We start from the raw sequence: 22351 nt of genomic DNA, 5'->3' as shown, positions 1-22351 counted from the left end.
ACACCCGAAAACCGGTAGGCGCCGCCTTTGTGGCGGGCCGGGACCCAATCCCCAGCCTTCTGCGCCGTCTGCGCCGCCGACGAAGGCGAGGAGCCCGACGCCTGCGCCGATCAGGCCGGATCCGATCGAACCCGCGATCTCGAGAACCATGGCGTCTCATCCGCGAACCGGCCTTGAGGCGGGGCCGAGGATTTCACCTCATCAATTCCCGGATCGGGCCAACAGGTCGTCGCGAAGGTGGTTCATCGACGAGATCGAGCGTTCTCGAGCCTCTGCGGTCGACCGATCGGCACGCAGCCAAAGCGTGCGAGCGGCGTTGACCCGCCGACGACGGATCGAGGCGGCTGCGATGAAGAATCCCGCGATGAGCCTGTGGCTGTCCACCGCGAACCGCGCCGCCGGATGGTGGATGGGCATGGCGACGGCCGCGATGCGCCGTCAGCAGCGCGCAGCCGTCGCGGAGATGAGCAGGGCCGTCACCGGCAAGAAGGCGGCACGAAAGCGCAAGGCCAAGACCAAGCGTCCGTCCGCGAAGCGCTAGGCCACGCCGGCGAGCAGGCCGGCCCGCGCGTCATCGCGCATACAGGCGCCATCGTTGGCGAAGATCGTCTGCAAAAGGTTCTGCCAAAACCCGGCCGGCTCGGGCGCCGGATCATCGGATCTCAGAACGAAAACACCAACTCGAACGAGTTGGTGCGGCCAAGAGGACTCGAACCTCCACGGAACGACGTACTCTAAGCCAGAACAATGACTTATGGACAACGCTTGGTCATATTGTGTGAGAGCGGAATGTGACCGTCAAGGCCGCTAAGGGGGTCCCTAGGTTTTACCCGAAAAATCCGTGGAGGCATCGACAGATTGGCAAAGCGGATTTCCCCCCGTGCCCCCCGGCCAGACGCGCGCCCAGTACCCCGCGCGGTATCGCGCCCAGGTGCACGAGATGAGGTACGCGAGGGCGCCCGGAGGATGCAGCCGGGCGTCCCCAGGATGCCGTCAGTGGTCCGACCTAGCGGCCACCGCTCGCGCCACCCGCAGCCCCCGGCGTTGACCCTGAGCCCGCATCGTTGGCGCCCGTGCTGTTGGACGTGCCCGACCGGCTTTTGTCGCCCGTCGAGGGACCGCTTCCCGCCGCACCGGGGGAGGAGCCCGAGCCGGCATCGTTCGGGCCGGTGCTGTTCATGGTCCCGGAGCGCGTCGTCCCGGAGCCAGTCGCAGGGCTACCCTCGGCGGCGTAGGCTGCGGTGCCGAGCGCGAAGGTAGCAGCGATGGCGAACACTGCGGCTTTCATGGAAACCTCCCAAGGTTCGTGACACGGGGCCAACCTTGGGTTCAGGCTAGCCGTTCCGTTCCCGCGCCTTCCCGTCCCAGTAGGGCCTGCTCCAGCGGAACGTTCCAAGAGGCATCCGTAGCGGTTCCAGAAGAGTGGTCTTGCGTTTCGGAACGAGCCATGGTCTATCTTCCTAGAACCTACTGGAACGAACGGACCGCCCGCCATGCTCATCGGCTACGCCCGCACCTCGACCCTGGAACAGGAGGCCGGGCTCGATGCCCAGCTCCGGGACCTCGCCGCGCTCGGGTGCGAGAAGGTCTTCAAGGAACAGGTCTCCTCCGTGGCCCCTCGGTGTCAGCTCGATGCCGCCCTGGAGTTCGCCCGCCAGGGTGACACCCTCGTGGTGACCAAGCTCGACAGGCTGGCCCGCAGCGTCGTCCACGTGGGCAAGATCATCGAGGCGTTGGAGGCCAAGGGCGTGGCGCTTCGCATCGTAAACCTCGGCGTAGACACCGCGACGCCCACCGGCCGGCTGATGCTGAACGTCCTCGGGGGTGTGGCGCAGTTCGAACGGGAGATGATGCTGGAGCGCCAGCGGGAGGGGATTGCCAAGGCCAAGGCGGAAGGGGCCTACAAGGGCCGCAAGCCGACCGTGAGGCTCCGCGCCGATGAGATACGGGGGCTGTCCGCTCAAGGGCTCAGCATGGGCGAGATCGCGGAGCAGATGGGCATCGGCAAGGGTTCGGTGCATCGGGTGCTAAGCGGAGCGAAGGGCGAAGGTACTATTTCCAGTTGATGCGGTGAGGGCAGCGTGATTGGTTGCCTGCACGCAACCGCCGAGGTCGTCGTTCGGTCTGAGCGACGACACAGGAGCCGTCCGTGGCCGTCACCGCGACCTTGACCCCCAACGCCGACACCGTCCTCCCCAGCGACGAGGACCAAATCGTCTACGCCACGGCCCTGACGTTCAACCCATCCGACTCCCTTGAGGGCGGCGCTGGGTTCGACACGCTTGCCCTTTCGGGTAGCGGAACCTTCGATCTCGGAAGCCCGCTGCGCTTCACGGGTTTCGAGGCTGTCACCCTCACGAACGAGACCACCGCCGCGGCGACCTTGAGGCTCGGCAACAGCTCGACGGCGGTGACTCTCGGGCGCGGCGCGTCGACCGCGACAACGGACGCGAACGGCAACGCACTCGTGAATGTCTTTCTCGGTACAGGGAGCAATAGCATAATTGGGGGCGTTGAAAAGGACGCCTTCTATGTTGCCTCGCCGTCCAATATTCGCGCGGGAGATAGTATCTCCGGTGGTGGGGGCGGAGACACGCTTATTCTTTCCGGCCCCGGAAGATTTGGCGGCTATCGATACGATCTAACGAACGTATCCCTTACTGGCATTCCGAACTTATATGTAAGCGCACCTAATATGGGTGCGACAACAGTGCGCGTATCAAGTACGACGCTGCAAGATTTCTCTTCAATAAATGGGGGCTATTCAATGCTTGCGAGTGTGAGGATTTTTACCTCAGACTCCAATCTATTCATTGGCAATCTGACTGTTGGGCTTCCGGGGACGGTTTACCAGAGCCTTTCGTTATTCACGACTGATAACGCCGCAGGTACGACCTTTCATGTCGGGGGCGCTACTCAGGCCGGGTATGTCTCTGGAGGTGTGGGACCGGACGCTCTTATCAGTGAGACGGTCCTGGCTTTCGCCGCCCGCGAAAACATCCTCTCCCGGTCCATCGAAAGCGTGACCGACCCGAGCGGGACCTATCAGCGATTGGTCAGCATCAGCACAACCGACCGTGGCCTCAACACGTCAACCACCACGATCTCCGGGCGCGTCGATGCCAGCGCCAGGGGAGTGGTCAGCATCTACGAGGGATCGACGCTCGTCGGCACCGGCACGATCAATGCCGACCGCACCTGGACTGCCAACGTCAGCCTTCAGAATGACGGCACGCATACTCTGTCCGCTCAGGCTCAGGACGGTGCGGGCAATATCGGCACCAGCAACCCTGTTCGACTGACCCTCGACACCTCCCCGCCGGTCGTGACCATCAGCACGGCCGGAAGCGACGTGGTGGATCGGTACGTCACGCTCTCCGGGAGCGCGGTGACGCAGACGGCCGGCGGCATCAATCAGTACGGTGAGGTTGGAGCGACCATCACGGTCTACGAGGGGAGCACGGCTCTCGGGTCTGCGACGGTCGATGGCCAGGGGCGGTGGTCCCTGGGCGTCACGCTGGCCGGTCCCGGCAATCACGCCCTCGTGGCCGTCGAGACCGATGTGGGCGGCAATGTCGGTCGCAGCAACACGGTGGTCTTCAACGCGCTCCCCGCCGACCCTGGCAACAACACCTACGGTGTCGGCGCGGGGACCCATGTCCTCGACGCTGGCGCGGGGGATGACACGGTGGTCTTCGGTTTCGCCCTTCCAGAAGCGCGCCTTAGCTATGACGCCGCCGGACACACGGTCATCGATGGACCGAACGGCACGCACGCTGTGCTCTCGGGCTTCGAGCACTACCGCTTCGCGGACGGCACCGTAAATCAACAGACCGGGTCGGCGCTCGTTGATGACCTCTTCTACTACGTCCGCAATCTTGATGTCTGGAACGCCCGCGTCGATGCGGAGACGCACTACAACGCCAATGGCTGGCAGGAGGGCCGTGACCCATCTGCCTACTTCTCGACCAGCGGCTATCTTGCCGCCAACGGTGACGTGAAGGCGGCCGGAATCAACCCGCTCACGCACTACGATACGAACGGCTGGCGGGAGGGCCGCGACCCGTCCGCTACGTTCGACAACGAGCTTTACCTCGCGCGCAACCCGGACGTGAAGGCGGCCGGCATCGACCCCCTGTCACACTTCCTCGCCAACGGCCAAGCGGAAGGCCGGCAGGCCTACGCGGCGATTGGGCGTCCAGGCGATGTCAGCGCTGCCCACGGCTTCGACGCCGAATTCTATCTTCTCAGCAACCCGGACGTGGCTCGGGCGGCACTCGGCGCGGGCGGAGATGCCTTTGCCTTCGCTGCGTCCCACTACCAGCAGCACGGCTGGCATGAGGGTCGCAACCCGAACGCGGTGTTCGATACGAAGGGCTATCTGGCCGCGTATGCGGATGTGCGGGCGGCCAACGTGGACCCACTCCTTCACTACGATACGAACGGCTGGCGGGAAGGCCGCGACCCCTCTGCTGCGTTCGATACGCGGGCCTACGAGGCCACCTACGGGGACGTAGCCGCCGCCAACGTCAACCCCCTGACGCACTACCTTACGAATGGTGCCTTGGAGGGCCGCAGCGCCTTCGCTGACGGCCACTTTGGATAACGATCGACACCAACCGTCCCAGATTACTCAAAGGCACTCCCGGTCCTGGTCCAGTTGCCGCAACAGCTCGGCCAGCCGGGGGTCTAGCGGCTCATCGATAATGGGATCGTAGAGGGCCTGGAGTTGCCGCCCGAGGCGCACACGGGTCAGGTCGTTGAGGGTCGGGCCGCGAGCCTCAGGCGCCCGCAGTGCGGCTCCTCCCTGATTGTCGTTCAAGATCGTCCGCCCTCAGCCTCGGGGGCCAACGCAAGGACCGTCTACAGGTTCACGGTCGATCCCGAGCCGTAGGCTTCTCGGGCCTTACCGATGCCGGTCCGCCACACTGCGCTTTCGCTGGCGCGCGCGGAGAGGCCACTTACGCCGACAGTCTCGACGCCCCCTCACCTGACTCTAGATGCGTCGAGTCACGGCTACGCTTGGCTTCCCCGTGATGCGTCCCTGAGGGTCCCGATGCACGGCCGGTTGCTGCCTCCGCTCCAGCTCCACGAGTTCACCGCCGAGGTGCTGGAGGAGGCGATAGAGCACCACCTCGGGCGGCTTCGGCGGACGGCTCGGGAGGAGCGCGATAAGGCCGACCGGATGGCCTGGGCGTTGGCCGAGCGTCAGCGGACGGCGCTGCATTCGGTGTGGTCTTGGCTGGGCTCGGAGAGGGCTCTCATGGGCGCGATGCCGGCCGCTGCGGTGGAGGATATCGACAACGCTCTCCAACGCCTTGCGTCGAAGATGCCCCGGTCCGCTGCGAATGCGGACATGCTGAAGGCGCAACGTACCGAGCGGGTGAAGGCAGAGGATGCCCGGAAGGCCGAGAGGCGTGAGAGTCGTGCGCGGCACAAGCGGATGATGGGGCTGGGGCCGGAGGAGTGACGAGGGAAGCCCACGAACGCGAGCCCGCCGGGCCGCTGAAAGGACCCCTGCCATGTTCTCCAAGGGACCTAAGACCGTCATCTCCGAGACCGGCCGCGCGGTGGCCCTGTCCATCACCCCCTACGAGGGCGAGCCGCGGGTTCTGGACACGGCGCTTGCCGCCCAACTCGGGATGGCCCGGCCGACCAACATCCGAGGCGTCATCGAGACGCATCGCGACGAGCTGCAAGCGTTCGGCGGTTTGCATTCGGCGCGTGCAAACCTCGGAGCCCAAGGAGGGCGCCCTGCCGAAGCCTTCTACCTCAACCGCCAGCAAGCCCTTCTCGTCTGCATCCTGTCGAAGACCGACAAGGCCAAGGCGGTGCGCGCCGAGGTCATCCGCCGCTTCGACGCCTACGAGGAGCTGACGCGGCCCGCTCCGGTGCCCGCTACGCCGGTCTTCCAGGTGCCCCAGACGTTCTCTGAGGCCCTCCGTCTGGTTGTCACAACGAGGCATGAAGGCTAAACAAAAATCCAGCTTCTCGAATAGACGAACACGTCACGTAATCGTTCCGGAAGCGTGATAGTCACGGTATCGGAAGTATTAGATGCATTTTCAGTTGTATTGTTGCTACAGACTCAGCCATTGAAGCGACGTATTTGACTTGTGCGCTCGCTTCGGCGCGTAGGGCTTAGACGATGAAGATCGCTGTGAAAGTGCTGGGCAAGCGGTTTGACATGGACCTGTGGTGGGGCAGCTTCAGCGTGACGCTGGGCCGGCTCATAGAAGTTCTCTACTCGGGCGACGATGGCACGCGGGGACATCAGTGGTTCGACTGGCTCGACCACGGAAACGGCTATCACGAGGTGTGGCTCGGACGCCGATACCTCTCGTTCACCTGGGGGCCGACCTGGGAGCGGGCTCGTTCGGCGGCGTAGCGGCGAGCACCCCGGAGCGTCGGGCCGGGTCGAATACCCGCCACCTATACGTGGTCGATTACCCGCCACCAGTGAATAACCCGAGGCGCTACCTCGTGGCCGGACGCATCCATTGTTTTCCGAGCATGTAGCGCCTCGGGTCTTCTCCCACGTTCGGGGCCGCTCCCGTGGCCCTGAACACCCTCCTTCACCGAACTCTTCCCATGACCTTGGCTGTCCTCCACAGCCGGGACGATGACGGCCGTTCGGTTGTCGGGGTCCCGCTCACCAATCGCCCAGGCGCTCACGCTTGGCTCTACGAGACCGACCACGCGGCCATCGTTGCCGAGTACGGCCACCGGGCGTGGTTCGTGAACGACAACGGCAAGGGCCAGCTCTACGTCCGCCTCCGCGGCCTGGGGCGCCGCCGCCTCGTGATGGTCGCCCGCCTCGTTGTCGCTGACCCGCTGGTCCGCCTCATCCGCTACCGGGACGGCGACCGCCTCAACCTGCGCTCCCGGAACCTCGACGTTCTCACGGCCAGGGAGCTGACCACCCGTCGAACCCTCCGAGCCACCCACGTGGCCCCTTCCGCGTCCCCTCTCCCCTAACCCTGCGAGGCCCGGTCCGATGAACCTCAGCCTTGCTCTGCCCCTCCCGTCGAAGCGTCCCCGCATCGCGCCCGCCCGGCACCGTCCGTTTGACGACTGGCGGGGAGCCTCGGGGCCTGCCCTGCGCCGCCTCGTAGAGGACACCGTGGCCCTTCTCGCTCAGCATGAGGCCGAGACCGGAGCCCGCCTTCGCAAGCGCCGTGAGACGGACCAGCGGCACCACCTCACCGCCGTGGAGGCCGTGGTCGCGAACCTCGCCCATGCCGTGCTGATGCCCGCCGACTCAGGACGCCTCGCGGTCTTCCTGAAGCACGGCGAGAAGGGCCGCACCCGGTATGACAACCCGGCCTTCGGGAAGCCCTTCTCCGGTCTCCTCGACCGGATGGACGAGCTGGGCATCCTCTCCATCCGCGCCCCGGCCTGTCAGTGGCGGGAGGCATCCTCCATCGCGCCTACGCCCGCGTTCGCGGCGAAGGTCCGGGAGACCGGCATCACCCTGACGGACTTCGGGAGGCTCGCCGGGGAAGAGCCCATCATCCTGCGGAGGCGCGCTCAACGGCCTGGAGCGTCCGCCTCGGGCTACTCTGGGAGACTCGTGGACTACCCAGATACGGCCGGCACGGTCGCGATGCGCTCGACCGTCCAGGGCCTCAACGCCTACCTGGGGGCCGCAGACGTGGCCTTCCGAGACGATGGCCGTGGGCTCGTAGACCATCGGCACCGGCACATGAGCCGATGCTTCGTCCTGCACGCGGATGACGAGGGGCCCCGCTTCGACCGCTCTGGGCGCCTCTACGGCGGCTTCTGGCAGAACCTTGAGCGCAGTCGGCGGAGCCGCATCAGGGTCGAAGGCGAGCCCGTCGAGGACCTGGACTTCGCCTCCATGTTCCCGAGGCTGGCCTACGCGAGCACTGGAAGGGTTCCTCCCGAGGGCGACCTCTACGCCGTCGACGGGCTGGGCCCGGAGCACCGCTCAGCGCTAAAGCTGGCGATGAACACCATCCTCTTCGATGCCTACCGCCGGACCTCTTGGCCTGTCCCCGAAAAGGAGGATGATCCCCGGTTACCGGCCGAGTGGACGGTGGCACGGACCAAGGCCGCCATCCTGAAGCGTCACCCGGCTCTCAAGTCCTGCTTCGGGGTCGGCCTGGGCTTCTCCCTCATGCACACCGAGAGCGTCATCCTCGTCCACGTTCTGGAGGAGATGCGTGCTCGGGGCATCGTGGGGCTGGGTCTCCATAATGGTCTTCTCCTCCCTCGCTCCCGTGTCGAGGAAGGCAGGATCATCATGGAAGCTGTCGCTCGGGATGTGACAGGTCAGTCCCTCCCGGTGGTCCTGAAGGCCAGAGCCTCGGTCAGCTCCTAGAGCCCCCCTCACCTCCCACTCAGGAGACCCGTAAGCCGGGGAGCCCCTGAAACCCTCTCACCACCCCGCCGCGCTGGCCTTCACCGGTCCGCGTGAACGGCTTCCCCATGCCTGCACCGCGCGGGCTCAACACCAGGAACCCACCATGACGAAGAACGACACCCCCGCGCACCTCCAGTTCGCCGGCATCGAGCCCCGCGCCCACAGCCTCGTTGCCCCCGTCGAGGGGACGCCCTCGGACCTCTTCGTCCTGGAGCATCGGCGGGACGGCGAAAGCCTTCACGTGTTCCTGACCATCGCCAACCCGGACGGCACCTCGAAGCCTGTCACGGTGTCCGTGGCGATCCCCGCGGCCCTGGTGCGGGACCTTCTCGACCGTGTGCCCGAGGCGGCCCAGGCGGGGGAGTGAGGCGGCCATGACGAGCGCCCTTCAGCCAAGCGCCGGCAACACCCTCGCCCCTGCGGAGGCCACCGTCCAGGACCTCAAGCTTGCCGAGGCCCTGGGCTACGCCCGGCCGACCGACATTCGCAAGCTCATCAATCGCCACCTCCCCATGCTGGAGGTGATGGGTTTGGTGCGCCACCGTGGCGTGCCAATCGTATCCGGCAAGGGGCGTGTCTCGACGGTCACCGAGTACCACCTCACTAAGGCCCAGGCCGCGTTCATCACGGCCAAGGCGGGCACGAAGCTGGCCGACAGTCTGACGGTCTTCATGGCCGAGACGTTCGCGATGGTCTCGGACGGCAAGCTCGTGGCCGTCGATGAGAGCGCCGCCGAGGAGTTGGCCGCCGCCCAGACGCGAAAAGCCCGTAGGCGCCACGAGGAGGAGCGGGACGCTCGTTCCGAAGCCTTCGCTTTCCTGCGGTAGCGCGCCGCTCCACGGGCCCTCCTAGCCCCTGCTATCGGCGTCCAATCGGGACCCATCTCACCCAACTGGGCCCCATCCCAACCGAACCCGACGCGCGGACCCTCACCGGCCCGCGTGAAGGTCCCCTCACGTCCAAGCCACAGGGCACCGTAGTGTGTGAACCTCTCTCCGCGGCTCTCGCCGCCATGTCCTTCGTCACCAACGCCGGCTCGGCAGTGGTTGGCCACATCGGCGCATCCGAGAGCGCCAGGACCCAGAACCTCTCGAACCGTCTGAGCCGTGAAGCGGCTATTGCCGAGTACGGCCGGCAGGACGCCGCCCTCGGTAAGCGCCAGGGACAGGAAGCCGATGCTGCCTCCGCGAGGAAGGCTGACGTTGCCCTCCAGGCCCGTTCAGCGCGCGCCACGAACGCCGTAGCGGCCGGTGAGGCGGGCATCGCCGGGTTCACCGTCGATAGCCTGATGCAGGACATCATCGCCCAGGAAGGCCGCTTCAACGAGCGCACGGACACGAACCTCGATTGGACCGTGGACCAGCTCCAGGAGTCCAAGAAGGGCGCTCAGGCCCAGATGCGAGACCGCATCAACTCCCTCCGGGATGTGACCCCGCCGTCCTTCGTGGAGACGGGCCTGAAGATCGGCTCCGCCGCCGTCAACGCAGGCACAACCTACCTCAATCTCGCGGAGCGCCGCTCCCGTCCTAGCAGCGTCTGAGAGGGCACCCCATGGCACTGACTCCTGGGCTTCGGCCCTTCCAAGAGGATGCCCCGGATACCTCGCGTGCTCGCGGCGCGGTCGCTCAACAGGACCCTGGTCTGAAGGCATCCGGGCTCAATCCGGTCGCGGCTCCCGTGTCCCAGTTCGTGCGCGCCATGACGGCGCCTCAGGACGACTCGGCCGACCGGTTGGCGCGTGCTCTGTCCGACTGGAGCCCGGCCCTCCAGCGGTTTGCTGAAGCCCATACTCGGGACGACGCCGAGGAGCGGCAGGCTCGCATCGCCCAGGCTTATGGCGGCCTCGATAGCGCGCAAATCCTAGAGAAGATGAAGTCCGACCCGGACGTGGAAACGAAGATGGGTCAGAGGCTCATCGCCAAGTACCACGGGCGGGCCGCGGCGGAGGAGGCCGGTCGCGCCGTTGCAGCCTACTACGCCAACGACTTCGACAAGGACGGCGGGGACCTTCCAGGCTACCTCAAGGGCGTCCGGGAGAACGCCGTCAAGGCAAACGGCGGCAACCCCTACTTCGCCGGGGAGTTCGACAGCGCGTTCCACAACACCGCTCAACAGGTCCAGGCGCAACAGGTCCGGTATCGCGCCGAGCGTTCCGCCGAGGCCACGCAGGAGACCGTCCAGGCCGGCTGGCTCGGCACCGTGGACCAGGGCATCAAGGCCGGCAGCTCCCCAGAGGCCATCGCGGCGGCCGTCCGGCAGTCCTACGAGACCAACCGACACATCCTGAAGGTCTCCTTCCCGGACCAGGACAGGGCGCTTCTCGGCGTCATCGGCGCCATGAAGGGCAAGCTGGAGGCCGACCCGGCGAACGCGGACCAGTACCTCGCCGTGGTGAAGGCCCTTGCCGGCACCGACCGGGTGGACGCCCAGGGCAAGAAGCTCGGGACGCTGGAGGGGTCGTCCACCATCGGCCCTCAGGTATCCGCCGCGGTGGCCTCGTTCGAGGCCGCCTACGGTCAGCGGCGGGACCGCGCCACCGTAGACGCCAAGCACGGCTTCTGGTCACAGGCGGACCGCGGCGAGCTGGACGAGAAGAGCCTCCGCACGTTCTTCGATGAGCCCCGTAACAAGGGCGCCATGACGGAGGGCGAGTACCAGGGCTACCTCAGGCTGAACGAGAGGAGCCGCGCGAGCCTCGCCGCCGAGCGCGCCAAGCAGGCCGCGAAGGAGTTGGAGAAGGACCAGCGGAAGCTTCTCGACTCTCAGGCCCTCGATGCGGGCGACCGTGGGTCTCTCTGGACCCTGAAGGACCAGGACATCACCGCGGCTAACGGCGAGGCGAAAACAGTCTCCGCGAAGGACCAGCAGGACGCCGCCGTGTCCGGCTTCCTCGACCGGGAGCAGTTCGTGGCGTCCCGTGGTGCGGGCACCCCGGCGCAGCGTGAGGCGGCCTCCTTCGCCCGCAAGGTGGAGTGGTTCAGCCGCAACGGGCAGGAGAACCCGGAGTGGTCCGACGTGATGAAGCGCGGGGCCGTCGCCGGCAACAGCGTTATGGTCGGGGGAGAGCTGCCCCAGGTGCTTCGCGAGGGCTTCCAGACCTATCGCAGGCTCGCCGCCGCGGCACCGCAGCTCGCCCTTGCCCAGGCCGGGAGCGAGGCGGCCAAGTTCTACGACGTGGCGGACACCCTCGTGTCCTCCGGCGTCCAGGACGAGGGCACCGCGCTCGCCACCGCCGTGGCCTACCACCGGGACCCGTCGAAGTTCGAGAGCGTCACCGCACGGGTGCGCTCGGAGGAGGTCCGTTCGCGCATCGCCGGCATCGCCTCCAATCCGCTCGGGCTCGGCTTCAACCGGCTCGCCGGGGTCTCCAATATTGAGGCGATGAGCACGGAGACCCAGAAGCTCGCGGACATCTACGTGAAGGTGGGCGGCATGGGCGCGGACGAGGCCGTGAAGCGGGCCGCGGCGCGGGTGGAGCAGAACTTCACCAACGTGAACGGCCACGCCGTACGCACCGCCGACCGTCGCGTCCCTCCGGACTTCGGGAGCCTCGCTGGCGAGTACCTGAAGCGCTACGCGGAGGAACGCGGCGCCACAGTCGGCCGGGAGGTGGGGGACCTGTCCATCGCCCCCATGCCGAACTCGGCCACCAACTGGATGGTGGTGGACCGGATCACGGGGCTTCCCGTCGAGATGGGGCCCCGTGCCGCCCTCACCCTCGATGACCTCCGCGCCGTCCAGGAAGTGCGTGCCGACAAGGCCCGCCTGCGCGCCGAACGGGCCAGTGCCGACCGCCTGAAGCCCCTCGTGGTGATTCCCGGCACGGGCCTCGGTGTCAGCAAGCCGAGCCTGCGCGGCTACTCCCCCGAAGAGGTCGCGGGGATCAACCTCAACATCGACGCGGAGAGTACCGCCCAGGCCGAGCGCATCCGCGAAGGTTCGCTCAAGCGGTCTGAGGAGCGCGCCAAGACGGAGGCTGCGGAGGATAAGGCACGAGCCGAAGCCCCGACTGTCGAGCCGTCCAACCCGTTCAAGCCTTCGATCCTCCTGAGGGACAGCAAGCGGGCCCGGAAGCAGCCCCGCGAGTAGCCCTCCGAGGCGTCACCTCCCGCGACCCCATCGCCACCCAACGACGACGTGCGGACCACCCGGCCCGCGCGAACGAGAACCCATGCCCAGGACCTAGCATGAACCCTGAGACCGAGACCCCGGAAGCGCCCCTTCCGGCCGCACCGAACACCCCCGTGACGACGCCTCCTGCCGAACCGCCCATGACGCCCCCGCCCAGCGTCGCGGTTGCCCCCGTAAGGGCCCAGAGAGCCCCGCCAGCGCCCGCCAAGCTTCCGCCCTGGTGGAACACCGTGGAGCAGACGAGCGCGACTCTGGGCGTGGATACGGGCTTCCTGCGCAAGGTCGGCGGGGCCGAGTCCGGCTTCCGCAACGTGGACAACGCTTCGGGCCCCGGAGGCGCCCCGACGAGTTCCGCCACGGGGCCCTTCCAGATCACGGAAGGAACCTTCGACGGGCTCGCTCGGCGCTATCCCCAGTACGGCCTGAACAACCGCCGCGACCCCGCGCAACAGGCCATCGCCGCGCCGCTCTACGCCCGCGAGGTGGCGGACTTCATCGCCAGCAAGACGGGCCGCACCCCGGATGATGGCGAGAAGCACCTCGGGTGGTTCCTCGGCCCTCAGGACGCGGCGAAGGTCATCACCGCGGACCCCGGTGCGCCCATCCGCATGGTGGTCAGCCCCCGTTCCATTGCGGCAAACCCCGGCGTGTTCGGCTCGATCACCACGGTAGGCGAGATGCTGGCGTGGTCGGCCCGGAAGATGGGCGCCACCGCGAGCCCGAGCGGCACGGTGAAGTACGGCGCCGGCCCCCAGTTCCCCGAGGGCAAGGCACGCTTCGCGGATGCGGTCCCGGCCGACCCCTATACGGACCTGGAGCTGTCCGCCCAGGCCAAGCGCCGAGGGGACGAGGCGTTCAGCATCACGCGGGGCGCCATCGAGGCGATGAGGCAGGAGAGCGCCCTTCGCTGGGCCTTCGAGAACGAGGGCGCTCAGGCCCCGGACCCGGCCTTCAAGGTCACCTCGGCTCTCCTCAAGGAGCGCGCTGCTGACGTGCCGGACCGCTTCGTGTCGTACCTGGGCGAGGCGCACTCGGCGGAGAACTTCGACTGGCGCTTGGGCCAGCTCCGGCGGGACCTGGAGACGGACCGCAGGCTGGACGCGATGGGCCTGAAGGGCACAGCGCTCCGCATCGGGGTCAGCATCGTGGACCCGGCCGGCTGGCTCGTCACCGCGGGGCTCGCTCCGGTCGGCGGGGCGCTTCGTCTGGGACGCCTCGGGCGCATCGCTGCGGGGGCCGTCGAGGGCGCTGCGGGCAACCTCGTGGCGGAGGTCCCCATGGCCCTGAACAAGCCCACCTGGGAGGCCGACTCGCTCGTCTACGCGGGGGCCGGCGGCCTCATCTTCGGGTCCGCCTTCGGCGCGCTCGGCCGAAGCAACCCTGCCGTGGCCCGCGAGATGGGCGAGATGCAGACGGCGGCGAAGGCCCTGATGACCCATCAGGAGCAGCGCTACGCCCCCGTGTCGTCCGGCGAGAGCACGGCCGGTGCGATGGCGACCCCCGGCCGCGTCGATCCCGTGCGGGGCGACGTGAGCGACTTCCTGGACCGCAACTTCCGGGACGCCTGGGACGTGGGCGCCTTCAGCCGTGTCCGCTTCGACACCACGGGCCGCCTGAAGGCCAGCGAGAACCCCCTCGTGCGGGCCCTCGGCAACCTCCTGGGAGAGGAGACCGTGAGTCAGGCGGACAAGGGCAAGGCCACCTTCCGGGCCATCACCGAGGACCAGACCATCCTCCAGCGCCGCTATGACATCGCCTGGAGCCGGGACTATCGGGCCGCCTGGGCGGACTACCGGAGCCGGAACGAGGTCGGATGGTTCGCCGGGATGAACGGTGAGGAGACCCGCTTCCGCCAGCTCGTGACGGCCTACGTGCGCAACACGGACGGGACCGTGGAGTGGGACCCTGCGGTGTCCCGGATGGGCGAGACCTGGAAGCGGCTCAACGGGGAGTACCTGAAGCTTGCCCAGGGGGACCACCGCGCCCTCGACGGGACCATGCGGCCTCCCCTGCGAGGCTTCGAGAACGTGGACCCGAGCGCGGCCTACGTGCCCCGCATCGTCCACTGGGAGCGCTGGAACGCCCTGCATACCGAGTTCGGCACGCGGGAGATGGAACGGCTGGTCTCCTCCGCGATCCGCGGCATGAACCCGGACATGGAGGCGGAGCTGGCCGAGAAGATCGGCCGGGGCTACGTGAAGCGCCTCCACACGGTCAGCGCCGGGCAGGAGCTATCGACCAGCCGCATGTTCTCCTCCCTCGACGTGGAGCAGATGCGGGCTTCCCTGCGCGATGCCGGCCTGATGGACGACGAGGTGGAGGCGGCCCTCTACCGTGCCACGGCCCGCGACGGTGCCAAGGCGGCGAACGCCCGCGGCAAGCCTCGCCAGCTCCTGGACGAGAACTTCCGCATGGACCTAACGGGCAAGGCCGGGTCCCGCGAGGTCGCCATCGCGGAGCTGTTCCACGATGACGCCCAGCTCCTCTTCACGCTCTACAACAGGCAGATGAGCGGGACCGTGGCGATGTCCCGCCTGCGTGTCGAGAACCCCCGCTGGCGGCCGGGCGAGGACGACATCCACCCCCGCTACCTCGTGGACGGCATCCACGGGGCCTCCGACTGGGAGACCCTGGTCAAGCGGGTGCGGGCCGTGGCGGCGGACCCCGAGGCGAGCCCGAAGGCGCGCGAGAGCGTGGACGCGGACGTGTCCCGCCTCCAGTTCATGTTCAACGGCATCACGGGCATCCCCTCCGACTTCGACCGAACGAAGCTCGCTCAGGCCGTCCGGCTGGTCCGGGACTACAACTTCGTCCGGGTCATGAACCAAGTCGGGTTCGCCCAGGTGGCCGAGATCGGCATGATTACCGGGGGCCTCGGGCTGCGGACCGCCATCTCCGCCATGCCCTCCCTCCGGTCCCTCCTCCGGGATGCCCGAACGGGTCACCTGAAGGACGAGCTGGCCCACGAGCTGGAGTGGATCAGCACGGCCGGCACGGACACCCTGCGGGGCATCGGCCACGTCGTCACCGACGACTTCGGCTCCCCCGTCACGCATCTCGGCCGCAGTCCCCGGATGGTCCAGGCCGAAGGGCTCCTCCAGCGGGGCGCGAGGGTCACCACGCAAATCTCCGGCATGGCGGCCATCAACGCCTACCTCCAGCGCTGGGCGGCCAAGGGCGTGCTCTACAAGTTCGTGGACATGAGCGCCGAGGGTGCCAGCGTGAACCGCCAGCGGATGCGCGTCCTGGGCCTCCCCGACGACATGCAGGAGCGCATCTTCGCGGAGCTGCGGACGAAGCCTTCCTTCGTGGAGGGGGAGCGGACGGGATCGCGACTGCAACGCCTCAACTTGGAGGACTGGGACCCGGAGACCCGCGGGGCCTTCGAGCACGCCATCTTCCGGTGGACCCGCAAGGTGATCCAGGAGAACGACCTGGGGCAGACCAACACCGTGCTCGGGTCCAGCCTCGGCAAGCTCTTCTTCCAGTTCCGCAGCTTCATGCTGGGGGCCTGGACCAAGAACACCCTCCACAACGCCCACATGCGGGACTGGGAAAGCCTCTCGATGCTCATCGGCACGATGACCTTCGGGGGCCTCGCCTACGCCGCCCAGACGCACCTCCAGAGCCTCGGCCGGGAGGACCGGGAGAAGTTCCTGGAGAAGCGCCTGGAGCCCCGGAAGCTCGCTGCGGCGGCCTTCCAGCGGGCGGGCTTCTCGTCCCTCCTGCCGGGCGCCTGGGACAACGCGATGTTCCTCGGCGGCATGGACCCGCTGTTTGACACGCGGGTGACCGGGACGCCCTCACAGGGGCTCACCTCGTTTGCCGCGACCGCGCTCCTGGACAGCGGCATGAAGGGTGTCCGAGGGGTCGCAGGCTCCCTCACAGGAGACCCGTACTCGCAGCGGGACTTCCGGGCCCTCGTCAGCGCCCTGCCGTTCGGGAACGCCCTGCCGATGTCCTGGCTGGCGAACGCGCTGGCCTCCGGGTTGCCGGAGAAGGACGCCCCGCGGGCCCGTCACTGAGCCCCGGCGGGCTCTCCACTACCACCACCACAACGCACCGGGAGGGGCCTCGCAAGGGGCTCTCCCGGCTTGCCTGAAGGGAACTCGGGATGACCGACGACGATCACACGACCACGTACTACGTCGCTCTCTACGGCCGCTGTCAGGGTAACACCGGGCCGGGCTTCTTCACGGCCACGATCCACGACACGCGAACCAAGGAAGAGTGGAGCGTCAGCGGCAACGTGGAGGACACCACGGCCAACCGCATGGAGCAGGTTGCGGCGCTCCGGGCCCTAGAGACGCTGGAGCCCGGCCAGAGCGTGACCATGGGCTCCGGTAGCGAGTACCTCATCAAGGGGATGCGGGACTGGCTCCCCGGCTGGAAGGCGAAGGGCTGGCGCGGGGCGAACCGGAAGCAGGTCCTGAACGCGGACCTCTGGCGGGACCTGGACGAGGCTGTGGAGCGGCAGGGAGAGGTGCGCTGGGAGATAGGGAAACGGGGGTGAGAATTGAGGCTGCGTATCAAGTCAAGTCCAGGAAATTTGTGATAGCAGCTGTCAAAGTTTTTGATGCAACTTCGATGCCGACCTTCGCTCCCCCTCTACTGACATAACCCAACGCGGTTCCAAGCCAACTCGCAGTTTTTGGCCCGATACCATCAGTCATGCTGGCATTCGCGTCTTCGTCTATCGCCTGCTTCAATTCTGCGATGTGACTATCTGAGAAACCCAGCGATGACACAATGTCAGCAAGCGCGCACCAGTCTTGCGAAGAAACATTGCTCTCTGCTCGGTATATAATATCCCTAGAATTACCGGACATTATGTTGTTATTACCATATATTATATTTGTCACAGATTTAGTGACCTCGCTTTTTGGCATGGATTTGACGTCCTCTCCGTAGCCAGACAATGTCTCATCTACTTCGAGTGCAAAATCAATAACCCGATTGCGTACCGTGTCGCAAAGAGTAGTAAGGGAACTCATCGGGAGCACTTGCCATGCTTCAGCAAGCGTATATCCGCGATAAAAATCGCTTTGCACATAGAGCACTAAGTCCTGCGGCCAGGGAATCTTTAAAGGGTCCTGACTACCCGACTTTACAGCTGCATCATACGCGGCAACACCTTGGGTGAGCTTTGCCAGATTTCCCCAATGCCTAAATTCTTCAGGCATAATCATGGGGGGCAATGTTGCGTTATTTACTCCACTGCCTGCTGGGCCATGGAATGTTCCCTTGGCGTGAATATTGATTAGTCTATAGTCAGGTAGTTTGTCATCGCTATCATAGCCATTAAGTTCTTTATTGAGCCATGTCTTTAAAGTATCGTTTTTAAGACTGGCATTCAATATCAGACATTTCCGGAGCACGTTAGTCAAAGGCTCTTGGCTGCTCACCGCAAGCTCTGCAATCTCTCTGAGAAGCCGCATCAGGTTGCCCTAAGGAATAAAAGGGTAGAATAGTCAGATTTGATATCGTGGAAATGCCCCTATCGCGGCTGCTAACATCATCATTGAAGGCGCTTCATATTTCCGTCCCACGGACGCGACCCGGTGCCCCGTCACAGCATCCCGTAGCCTCTCCTCGATCCCCGCTCCAAGCGCTCTGGTCTTCCAAGTGTGCCTCCAGCCGTGATTCGGGTCTACGTCGGGGTCCAACTTCGCAACCTCTCTCACCCACTTCGCGACCTTGTGCCCGCGCATCTCTGCGGGCGGCGTCGAGGATGCCTTTCCGTGGCGCTTGGGGTCGTAGAAGAGCGGCCCTGGGGCGGACGCCTCCACGAACGCCAGGAAGCCCTGCTCGATGAGGTGAGCGTGAAGGGGCACCGTGCGGGGCTCGCCCGTCTTCGTCACCCGGAGGTCCATTACGAGGATGCCGGCTTCAGTACGAACGTCACGCTTCTCCAGATGTGTTAGCTCCGCGATGCGCGCGCCCGAGTAGGCCGCGAGCCACGGGCACCATCGGCGGGCTGCGGCGAAGGTGGGGTTGGCATCGTCAGGCTTGACCGCTGAGGCCGCTGATAGGATCGCCGCTATCTCGGCATCCCGGAACGTGCGCTCCCGCTTGGCGACCCTCCTAGGCTCATCCAGCCGCACGCCACGGACGGGGTTCTCGGGAAGGAGCAGCTTCCCCTGCCGGCTTGCGGCCCAGCCGAACACGGAGCTGACAGCCACGAGGTCGTTCTTGTTGATGGCCCTGGGCGTGACGCCCTCAGTGTCCCGACGATGCTCAGCCCAGGCGAAGAGATCGTCCGGCGTCAGGGAGCGAATGTCCCGGTCCTTGGCGAAGGCCGCGAGGGACCTGAAGCTGCCGCGGTAACGCTTGATGGTGTTGGCGGCCTTCTTGTCCTCCGCGTAGGCGGCCCAGCGGTCGAAGAGGCCATCCACGCTCACGGCCTCGGAAGGGGCCGGGGAGGGGGCCTCAGGACGGGTCCAGGCGGGGAAGCGCGCGCCTGTCGAGTCGGGGCTGTAGTCGCCCCCGGCCATCCGATAGAGGCCCAGCGTGGCATCCCCTCGTGCCTTTGCCACGGCATCCACCAGCCGAGTTCGACTGTCAGCGTCTACGACCAAGCCCTCTCGCGTCAGAAGCCCGTCCGCAAGCTTGCCGAAGCGCTCCTCACGGGCGGAACGACGCCTCGTGTCATCCCCGTTCATGAATGCGATGATGTCGTCCCGGTGCTCATTGAACCAACGATCCGCGTCGCCGGGATCATCGTCATGCGCCGCCGTGAACTCTCGGAAGAGGACGCCAGCGAGGGCCAAAGCCTGCTTCTGGGTCAGCCGTGCTGGTCCCTGTCGCTCTGCCTCCAGCCGCCGCTTCAGGGCCGCATCAGCCACCGCGTGCCGCTGCTTGGCTTCCCGAGCGTCCTTCGTACGAAGCGAAGCTTGGATGATGTCACCGACCCGCACCGTGGCGAACTCGTCGGCAATCGGAAGGGACACGGTGGTGCCCTTCAGCCGCGCGAGGAGATCACGCGGAGTGCGCTGACGAAGGTGATAGACCCCCGTCTTCGGGTCTTTCCAGGGTCGGGCTGTCATGAGGGCCATGTGGGGCACCGCTGTGTGAGAGCGCGGTCACCCGTAAGCCACTGTATTGCACCAACTCTTTGCCCTTCAAGAGCAATTAGGTTGGTGCGGCCAAGAGGACTCGAACCTCCACCCCTCTCGGGACTAGCACCTCAAGCTAGCGCGTCTACCAATTCCGCCATGGCCGCGTCGCCGTCCGTCGGTCGACGTCGGGAACGGCGTGGCGGATAACAGATCGAATCCGCCCCGACAAGCGTTCCGTCGCCGAATCCTACTCCAGCCCCATCGGCTCCAGCACCGGAACCGCGCCCTCGCCGATGGTGACGCCGGGCGTGCGCAGCACCTCGGCCTTGCGGATCAGCTCCGTCACCTCCACGGAGATGCGGTTGCCCGTCACCACGATCTGGCCGCGGGCGATCGGGTGGTCGTTGGCGAGAATCTCGACCATATCCGTCTCGGTGGACTCGAGCGCGATCACCGCGCCGCGGCCCATGCGCAGCAGCATGTGCAGGGGCATGTGGCTGCGCCCCAGCACCACCGTGAGATCGACCTTGAGATCCTCGAGAATGGCCACGCGCCGTCCGCCTCCCGCCGCGAGTCGCGGCATCGGCCGGCAGATTCGGCGCAACAGGGTGAAGCCTTGGTAAACGCGGGCTCCGATCGGCTGTCTTCGAACCCGGACGGCTTTCTTCCGGCGCCGGGCTCGGAGCCGGTGGAATGGGTGGTGGCGGACGGGCTCACCGGCTACGCCGAGGCCGTCGCCGCCATGGAGGCGCGTGCCGAGGCCATCGCGCAGGGGCGCGCGGCCGAGCGCGTCTGGCTCGTGGAGCATCCGCCGCTCTACACGGCGGGTACCTCGGCGCGGCCGGAGGACCTCGTGGCGCCGGACCGGTTCCCGGTGCATGCGAGCGGGCGGGGCGGGCAGTACACCTATCACGGGCCCGGCCAGCGGGTGGCCTACGCCATGCTCGACCTCGGCCGGCGGCGGAGGGACCTGCGCGCCTACGTCTCGGCGCTCGAGGCCTGGCTGATCGCCACTCTCGACGCCTTCAACGTCGCCGGCGAGCGCCGGGAGGAACGGGTCGGCGTCTGGGTACGGCGGCCGGAGCGGGGGGAGGGCGTCGAGGACAAGATCGCCGCCATCGGCATTCGGGTGCGCCGCTGGGTGAGCTTCCACGGGATCAGCCTCAACGTCGAGCCCGACCTCTCGCACTTCTCCGGCATCGTGCCCTGCGGGGTCTCCGCCCACGGGGTGACGAGCCTCGCCGATCTCGGGCGCATCGTCAGCCTCGCGGAGGTCGACATGCAGCTGCGCGCCGCCTTCGAACCGATCTTCGGCGAGACGGTGCTCGTGGATTAGCCGTCCCGATGGGAGCGCGGCGCTTCCCCGGCAAGCCCGAACGGGCGCCCATGTCCACGCCCGGACCGCGCGTCTGAGACAATCAGATCACCGGCACGCCGCAGGCCTTGGCGTGCTCGCCCGGCTCGACATGGATGACGACGACCGCGCCCTCCACGGCGGCCTCGATGGCCGATTCGAGCCGGTCGCAGATGTCGTGGCTCTCCTTCACCGTCATCTCGCCGGGCACGACGAGATGGAAATCGATGAAAGTCGCCTGCCCGGCGTGGCGGGTGCGCACGTCGTGGGCCTCCAGCGCGCCGACGCCGTTCTCGGAGATGAGGCGGCGGATCTCGGCGACGAGATCGTTGGGGGCGGCCCGGTCCATCAGCCCGTCGACGGAGCCGCGCACCATGCCCCAGCCGGACCAGAGGATGTTGAGCGCCACCAGACCCGCCACCGCCGGGTCGAGCACCAGGATGCCCGTCACCGCGACGAGGCCGAAGCCGGCGAGCACGCCGACCGAGGTGAACACGTCGGCGAGCACGTGGCGGGCATCGGCGATCAGGGCCGGCGAGCGCCAGGCCCGCCCCTGCCGCAGCAGGTAGGTCGCCCAGGCGCCGTTGATCACCGTCGCGACGCCGTTGACCGCGAGGCCGAGATAGGGCGCGTCCACGGGCTGCGGCGCGAGGATGCCCATCGCCGCCTCCCGCAGGATCAGCAGGGCGGCGACGATGATGAGCGCCCCCTCGACAACGGCCGAGAGATACTCCGCCTTGTGATGGCCGTAGGGGTGCTCGGCATCCGCCGGCCGCGCGGCGACGCGCAGCGCCAGGAAGGCGCCGCCGGCGGCCACCACGTTGATGATGCTTTCCAGGGCGTCGGAGTAGAGCGCGACGCTGCCCGTCAGCCACCAGGCGCCGAACTTGAGAGCCGTGACGAGCACGCCGATCCCGGCGCTGGCGAGCGCGGCCTTCTGGGTGCGTTCCATGGGGAGGGGCCTCGGGTGGATGGCCCGCGCTGCTTAGAGGCAGGCCCTACCGGAAGGCCACGGCAAAGGTCTTAGCGGGCGCTATACCGCCGCGCTTGGATCGCCCGCGCGGCCGCGGGCCTCGTCGCGGGCGCGGCTGCGGGCGCTCTGGGCGCGGGCGCGCTCGGCTTGGCGGGCATAGCGCCGGGCCATCCAGCCGAAGGTGGCGCCGGCCGCGAGCCGGTCGAGGCGAGCGGCCTCGCGCTCCCAGTAGCGGATCAGCTGCGAATCGAGGGTGTCGCGCTTCGAGCCCGCTTCCGCCGCCATCCGGCTCCTCCCCGCCGCGCCCCATCGGCGCGCCGGGGATTAGGTGAGGCCGGCTCGCGCGCGATCAAGCCCGTGAGCGGCCGGGCCGGGCGGCGGAGATCGGCGAGACCGTCCCGCTCTTCGAAGGACCGCTCGGCACGATGTCCTTCACGGTGTCGACGATG

General features: G+C 67.0%; 20 protein-coding genes and 1 tRNA gene. 15 read left to right on the top strand and 6 right to left on the bottom strand.

The window, feature by feature from the left end:
- Nucleotides 1-364 precede the first annotated feature (364 nt).
- The 14 genes from MFF04_RS09015 to MFF04_RS08950 all read left to right on the top strand — a co-directional run bounded on the left by MFF04_RS09015 (nucleotide 365) and on the right by MFF04_RS08950 (nucleotide 17030).
- Complete coding sequence (locus tag MFF04_RS09015; protein ID WP_238275198.1) at nucleotides 365-541, top strand: hypothetical protein; 177 nt, start codon at nucleotides 365-367, stop codon at nucleotides 539-541.
- Nucleotides 542-1493: 952 nt separating this feature from the next.
- Nucleotides 1494-2066: a recombinase family protein gene (locus MFF04_RS09010; protein ID WP_238275197.1), complete on the top strand. Its 573-nt coding sequence runs from the start codon at nucleotides 1494-1496 to the stop codon at nucleotides 2064-2066.
- An 83-nt stretch (nucleotides 2067-2149) separates the two neighbouring features.
- Nucleotides 2150-4606: an Ig-like domain-containing protein gene (locus MFF04_RS09005; protein ID WP_238275195.1), complete on the top strand. Its 2457-nt coding sequence runs from the start codon at nucleotides 2150-2152 to the stop codon at nucleotides 4604-4606.
- Between the two features lie 450 nt (nucleotides 4607-5056).
- Nucleotides 5057-5470 carry a hypothetical protein gene (locus MFF04_RS09000; protein WP_238275194.1) on the top strand — a complete coding sequence of 138 codons (414 nt, stop codon included), beginning with the start codon at nucleotides 5057-5059 and terminating at the stop codon, nucleotides 5468-5470.
- Between the two features lie 52 nt (nucleotides 5471-5522).
- Nucleotides 5523-5975, top strand: coding sequence for a Rha family transcriptional regulator (locus tag MFF04_RS08995; protein ID WP_238275192.1), 453 nt, complete (start codon nucleotides 5523-5525; stop codon nucleotides 5973-5975).
- Between the two features lie 212 nt (nucleotides 5976-6187).
- Nucleotides 6188-6388, top strand: coding sequence for a hypothetical protein (locus tag MFF04_RS08990; protein ID WP_238275190.1), 201 nt, complete (start codon nucleotides 6188-6190; stop codon nucleotides 6386-6388).
- A 203-nt stretch (nucleotides 6389-6591) separates the two neighbouring features.
- Nucleotides 6592-6978 (top strand): hypothetical protein, encoded by a 387-nt coding sequence (locus MFF04_RS08985; protein ID WP_238275189.1) that lies wholly within the window; start codon nucleotides 6592-6594, stop codon nucleotides 6976-6978.
- A gap of 241 nt (nucleotides 6979-7219) precedes the next feature.
- Nucleotides 7220-8344, top strand: a complete 1125-nt coding sequence (locus tag MFF04_RS08980; RefSeq protein ID WP_238275188.1) for a hypothetical protein — start codon at nucleotides 7220-7222, stop codon at nucleotides 8342-8344.
- Between the two features lie 145 nt (nucleotides 8345-8489).
- A complete protein-coding gene (locus MFF04_RS08975; RefSeq protein ID WP_238275187.1) occupies nucleotides 8490-8753 on the top strand; it encodes a hypothetical protein in 264 nt (87 codons plus the stop codon).
- 7 nt (nucleotides 8754-8760) lie between these two features.
- Nucleotides 8761-9213 carry a hypothetical protein gene (locus MFF04_RS08970; protein WP_238275186.1) on the top strand — a complete coding sequence of 151 codons (453 nt, stop codon included), beginning with the start codon at nucleotides 8761-8763 and terminating at the stop codon, nucleotides 9211-9213.
- 185 nt (nucleotides 9214-9398) lie between these two features.
- Nucleotides 9399-9926: a virion core protein, T7 gp14 family gene (locus MFF04_RS08965; protein ID WP_238275185.1), complete on the top strand. Its 528-nt coding sequence runs from the start codon at nucleotides 9399-9401 to the stop codon at nucleotides 9924-9926.
- A 137-nt stretch (nucleotides 9927-10063) separates the two neighbouring features.
- Nucleotides 10064-12475: a hypothetical protein gene (locus MFF04_RS08960; RefSeq protein WP_238275184.1), complete on the top strand. Its 2412-nt coding sequence runs from the start codon at nucleotides 10064-10066 to the stop codon at nucleotides 12473-12475.
- Nucleotides 12476-12747: 272 nt separating this feature from the next.
- On the top strand, nucleotides 12748-16542 hold the full coding sequence (locus tag MFF04_RS08955; RefSeq protein WP_238275183.1) for a hypothetical protein: 3795 nt from the start codon (nucleotides 12748-12750) through the stop codon (nucleotides 16540-16542).
- A gap of 89 nt (nucleotides 16543-16631) precedes the next feature.
- Nucleotides 16632-17030 (top strand): RNase H family protein, encoded by a 399-nt coding sequence (locus MFF04_RS08950; protein ID WP_238275182.1) that lies wholly within the window; start codon nucleotides 16632-16634, stop codon nucleotides 17028-17030.
- A gap of 16 nt (nucleotides 17031-17046) precedes the next feature.
- Here MFF04_RS08950 and MFF04_RS08945 read toward each other — a convergent pair whose 3' ends face one another.
- The 4 genes from MFF04_RS08945 to MFF04_RS08930 all read right to left on the bottom strand — a co-directional run bounded on the left by MFF04_RS08945 (nucleotide 17047) and on the right by MFF04_RS08930 (nucleotide 20125).
- Entirely contained in the window at nucleotides 17047-17955 is a 909-nt protein-coding gene (locus MFF04_RS08945; RefSeq protein WP_238275180.1) for an AbiTii domain-containing protein, read from the bottom strand.
- Between the two features lie 33 nt (nucleotides 17956-17988).
- Nucleotides 17989-19572, bottom strand: a complete 1584-nt coding sequence (locus MFF04_RS08940) for a site-specific integrase (RefSeq protein WP_238275178.1) — start codon at nucleotides 19570-19572, stop codon at nucleotides 17989-17991.
- An 82-nt stretch (nucleotides 19573-19654) separates the two neighbouring features.
- Nucleotides 19655-19739: transfer RNA gene (locus MFF04_RS08935), tRNA-Leu, on the bottom strand.
- Between the two features lie 83 nt (nucleotides 19740-19822).
- On the bottom strand, nucleotides 19823-20125 hold the full coding sequence (locus MFF04_RS08930) for a FliM/FliN family flagellar motor switch protein (RefSeq protein WP_238275176.1): 303 nt from the start codon (nucleotides 20123-20125) through the stop codon (nucleotides 19823-19825).
- A 66-nt stretch (nucleotides 20126-20191) separates the two neighbouring features.
- On the opposite strand from MFF04_RS08930, the gene lipB reads away from it, so the two are divergent.
- Nucleotides 20192-20911, top strand: a complete 720-nt coding sequence (gene lipB / locus MFF04_RS08925) for a lipoyl(octanoyl) transferase LipB (protein WP_238275174.1) — start codon at nucleotides 20192-20194, stop codon at nucleotides 20909-20911.
- A gap of 82 nt (nucleotides 20912-20993) precedes the next feature.
- Here lipB and MFF04_RS08920 read toward each other — a convergent pair whose 3' ends face one another.
- Both MFF04_RS08920 and MFF04_RS08915 read right to left on the bottom strand, forming a co-directional pair.
- Entirely contained in the window at nucleotides 20994-21881 is an 888-nt protein-coding gene (locus MFF04_RS08920; RefSeq protein WP_238275173.1) for a cation diffusion facilitator family transporter, read from the bottom strand.
- A gap of 81 nt (nucleotides 21882-21962) precedes the next feature.
- Nucleotides 21963-22187: a hypothetical protein gene (locus MFF04_RS08915; RefSeq protein WP_238275171.1), complete on the bottom strand. Its 225-nt coding sequence runs from the start codon at nucleotides 22185-22187 to the stop codon at nucleotides 21963-21965.
- Between the last annotated feature and the right edge of the window lie 164 nt (nucleotides 22188-22351).

The sequence above is a fragment of the Methylobacterium jeotgali genome, assembly GCF_022179345.1.
GTDB classification, from domain to species: domain Bacteria; phylum Pseudomonadota; class Alphaproteobacteria; order Rhizobiales; family Beijerinckiaceae; genus Methylobacterium; species Methylobacterium jeotgali.
This window is presented reverse-complemented; position numbering and strand designations above follow the sequence as displayed.

Coding starts and splice junctions, on each gene's coding strand:
- MFF04_RS09015 (WP_238275198.1), top strand. CDS start 365: ATGAGCCTGTGGCTGTCCACCGCGAACCGCGCCGCCGGATGGTGGATG.
- MFF04_RS09010 (WP_238275197.1), top strand. CDS start 1,494: ATGCTCATCGGCTACGCCCGCACCTCGACCCTGGAACAGGAGGCCGGG.
- MFF04_RS09000 (WP_238275194.1), top strand. CDS start 5,057: ATGCACGGCCGGTTGCTGCCTCCGCTCCAGCTCCACGAGTTCACCGCC.
- MFF04_RS08995 (WP_238275192.1), top strand. CDS start 5,523: ATGTTCTCCAAGGGACCTAAGACCGTCATCTCCGAGACCGGCCGCGCG.
- MFF04_RS08990 (WP_238275190.1), top strand. CDS start 6,188: ATGGACCTGTGGTGGGGCAGCTTCAGCGTGACGCTGGGCCGGCTCATA.
- MFF04_RS08985 (WP_238275189.1), top strand. CDS start 6,592: ATGACCTTGGCTGTCCTCCACAGCCGGGACGATGACGGCCGTTCGGTT.
- MFF04_RS08975 (WP_238275187.1), top strand. CDS start 8,490: ATGACGAAGAACGACACCCCCGCGCACCTCCAGTTCGCCGGCATCGAG.
- MFF04_RS08970 (WP_238275186.1), top strand. CDS start 8,761: ATGACGAGCGCCCTTCAGCCAAGCGCCGGCAACACCCTCGCCCCTGCG.
- MFF04_RS08965 (WP_238275185.1), top strand. CDS start 9,399: ATGTCCTTCGTCACCAACGCCGGCTCGGCAGTGGTTGGCCACATCGGC.
- MFF04_RS08950 (WP_238275182.1), top strand. CDS start 16,632: ATGACCGACGACGATCACACGACCACGTACTACGTCGCTCTCTACGGC.
- MFF04_RS08945 (WP_238275180.1), bottom strand. CDS start 17,955: ATGCGGCTTCTCAGAGAGATTGCAGAGCTTGCGGTGAGCAGCCAAGAG.
- MFF04_RS08940 (WP_238275178.1), bottom strand. CDS start 19,572: ATGGCCCTCATGACAGCCCGACCCTGGAAAGACCCGAAGACGGGGGTC.
- MFF04_RS08920 (WP_238275173.1), bottom strand. CDS start 21,881: ATGGAACGCACCCAGAAGGCCGCGCTCGCCAGCGCCGGGATCGGCGTG.
- MFF04_RS08915 (WP_238275171.1), bottom strand. CDS start 22,187: ATGGCGGCGGAAGCGGGCTCGAAGCGCGACACCCTCGATTCGCAGCTG.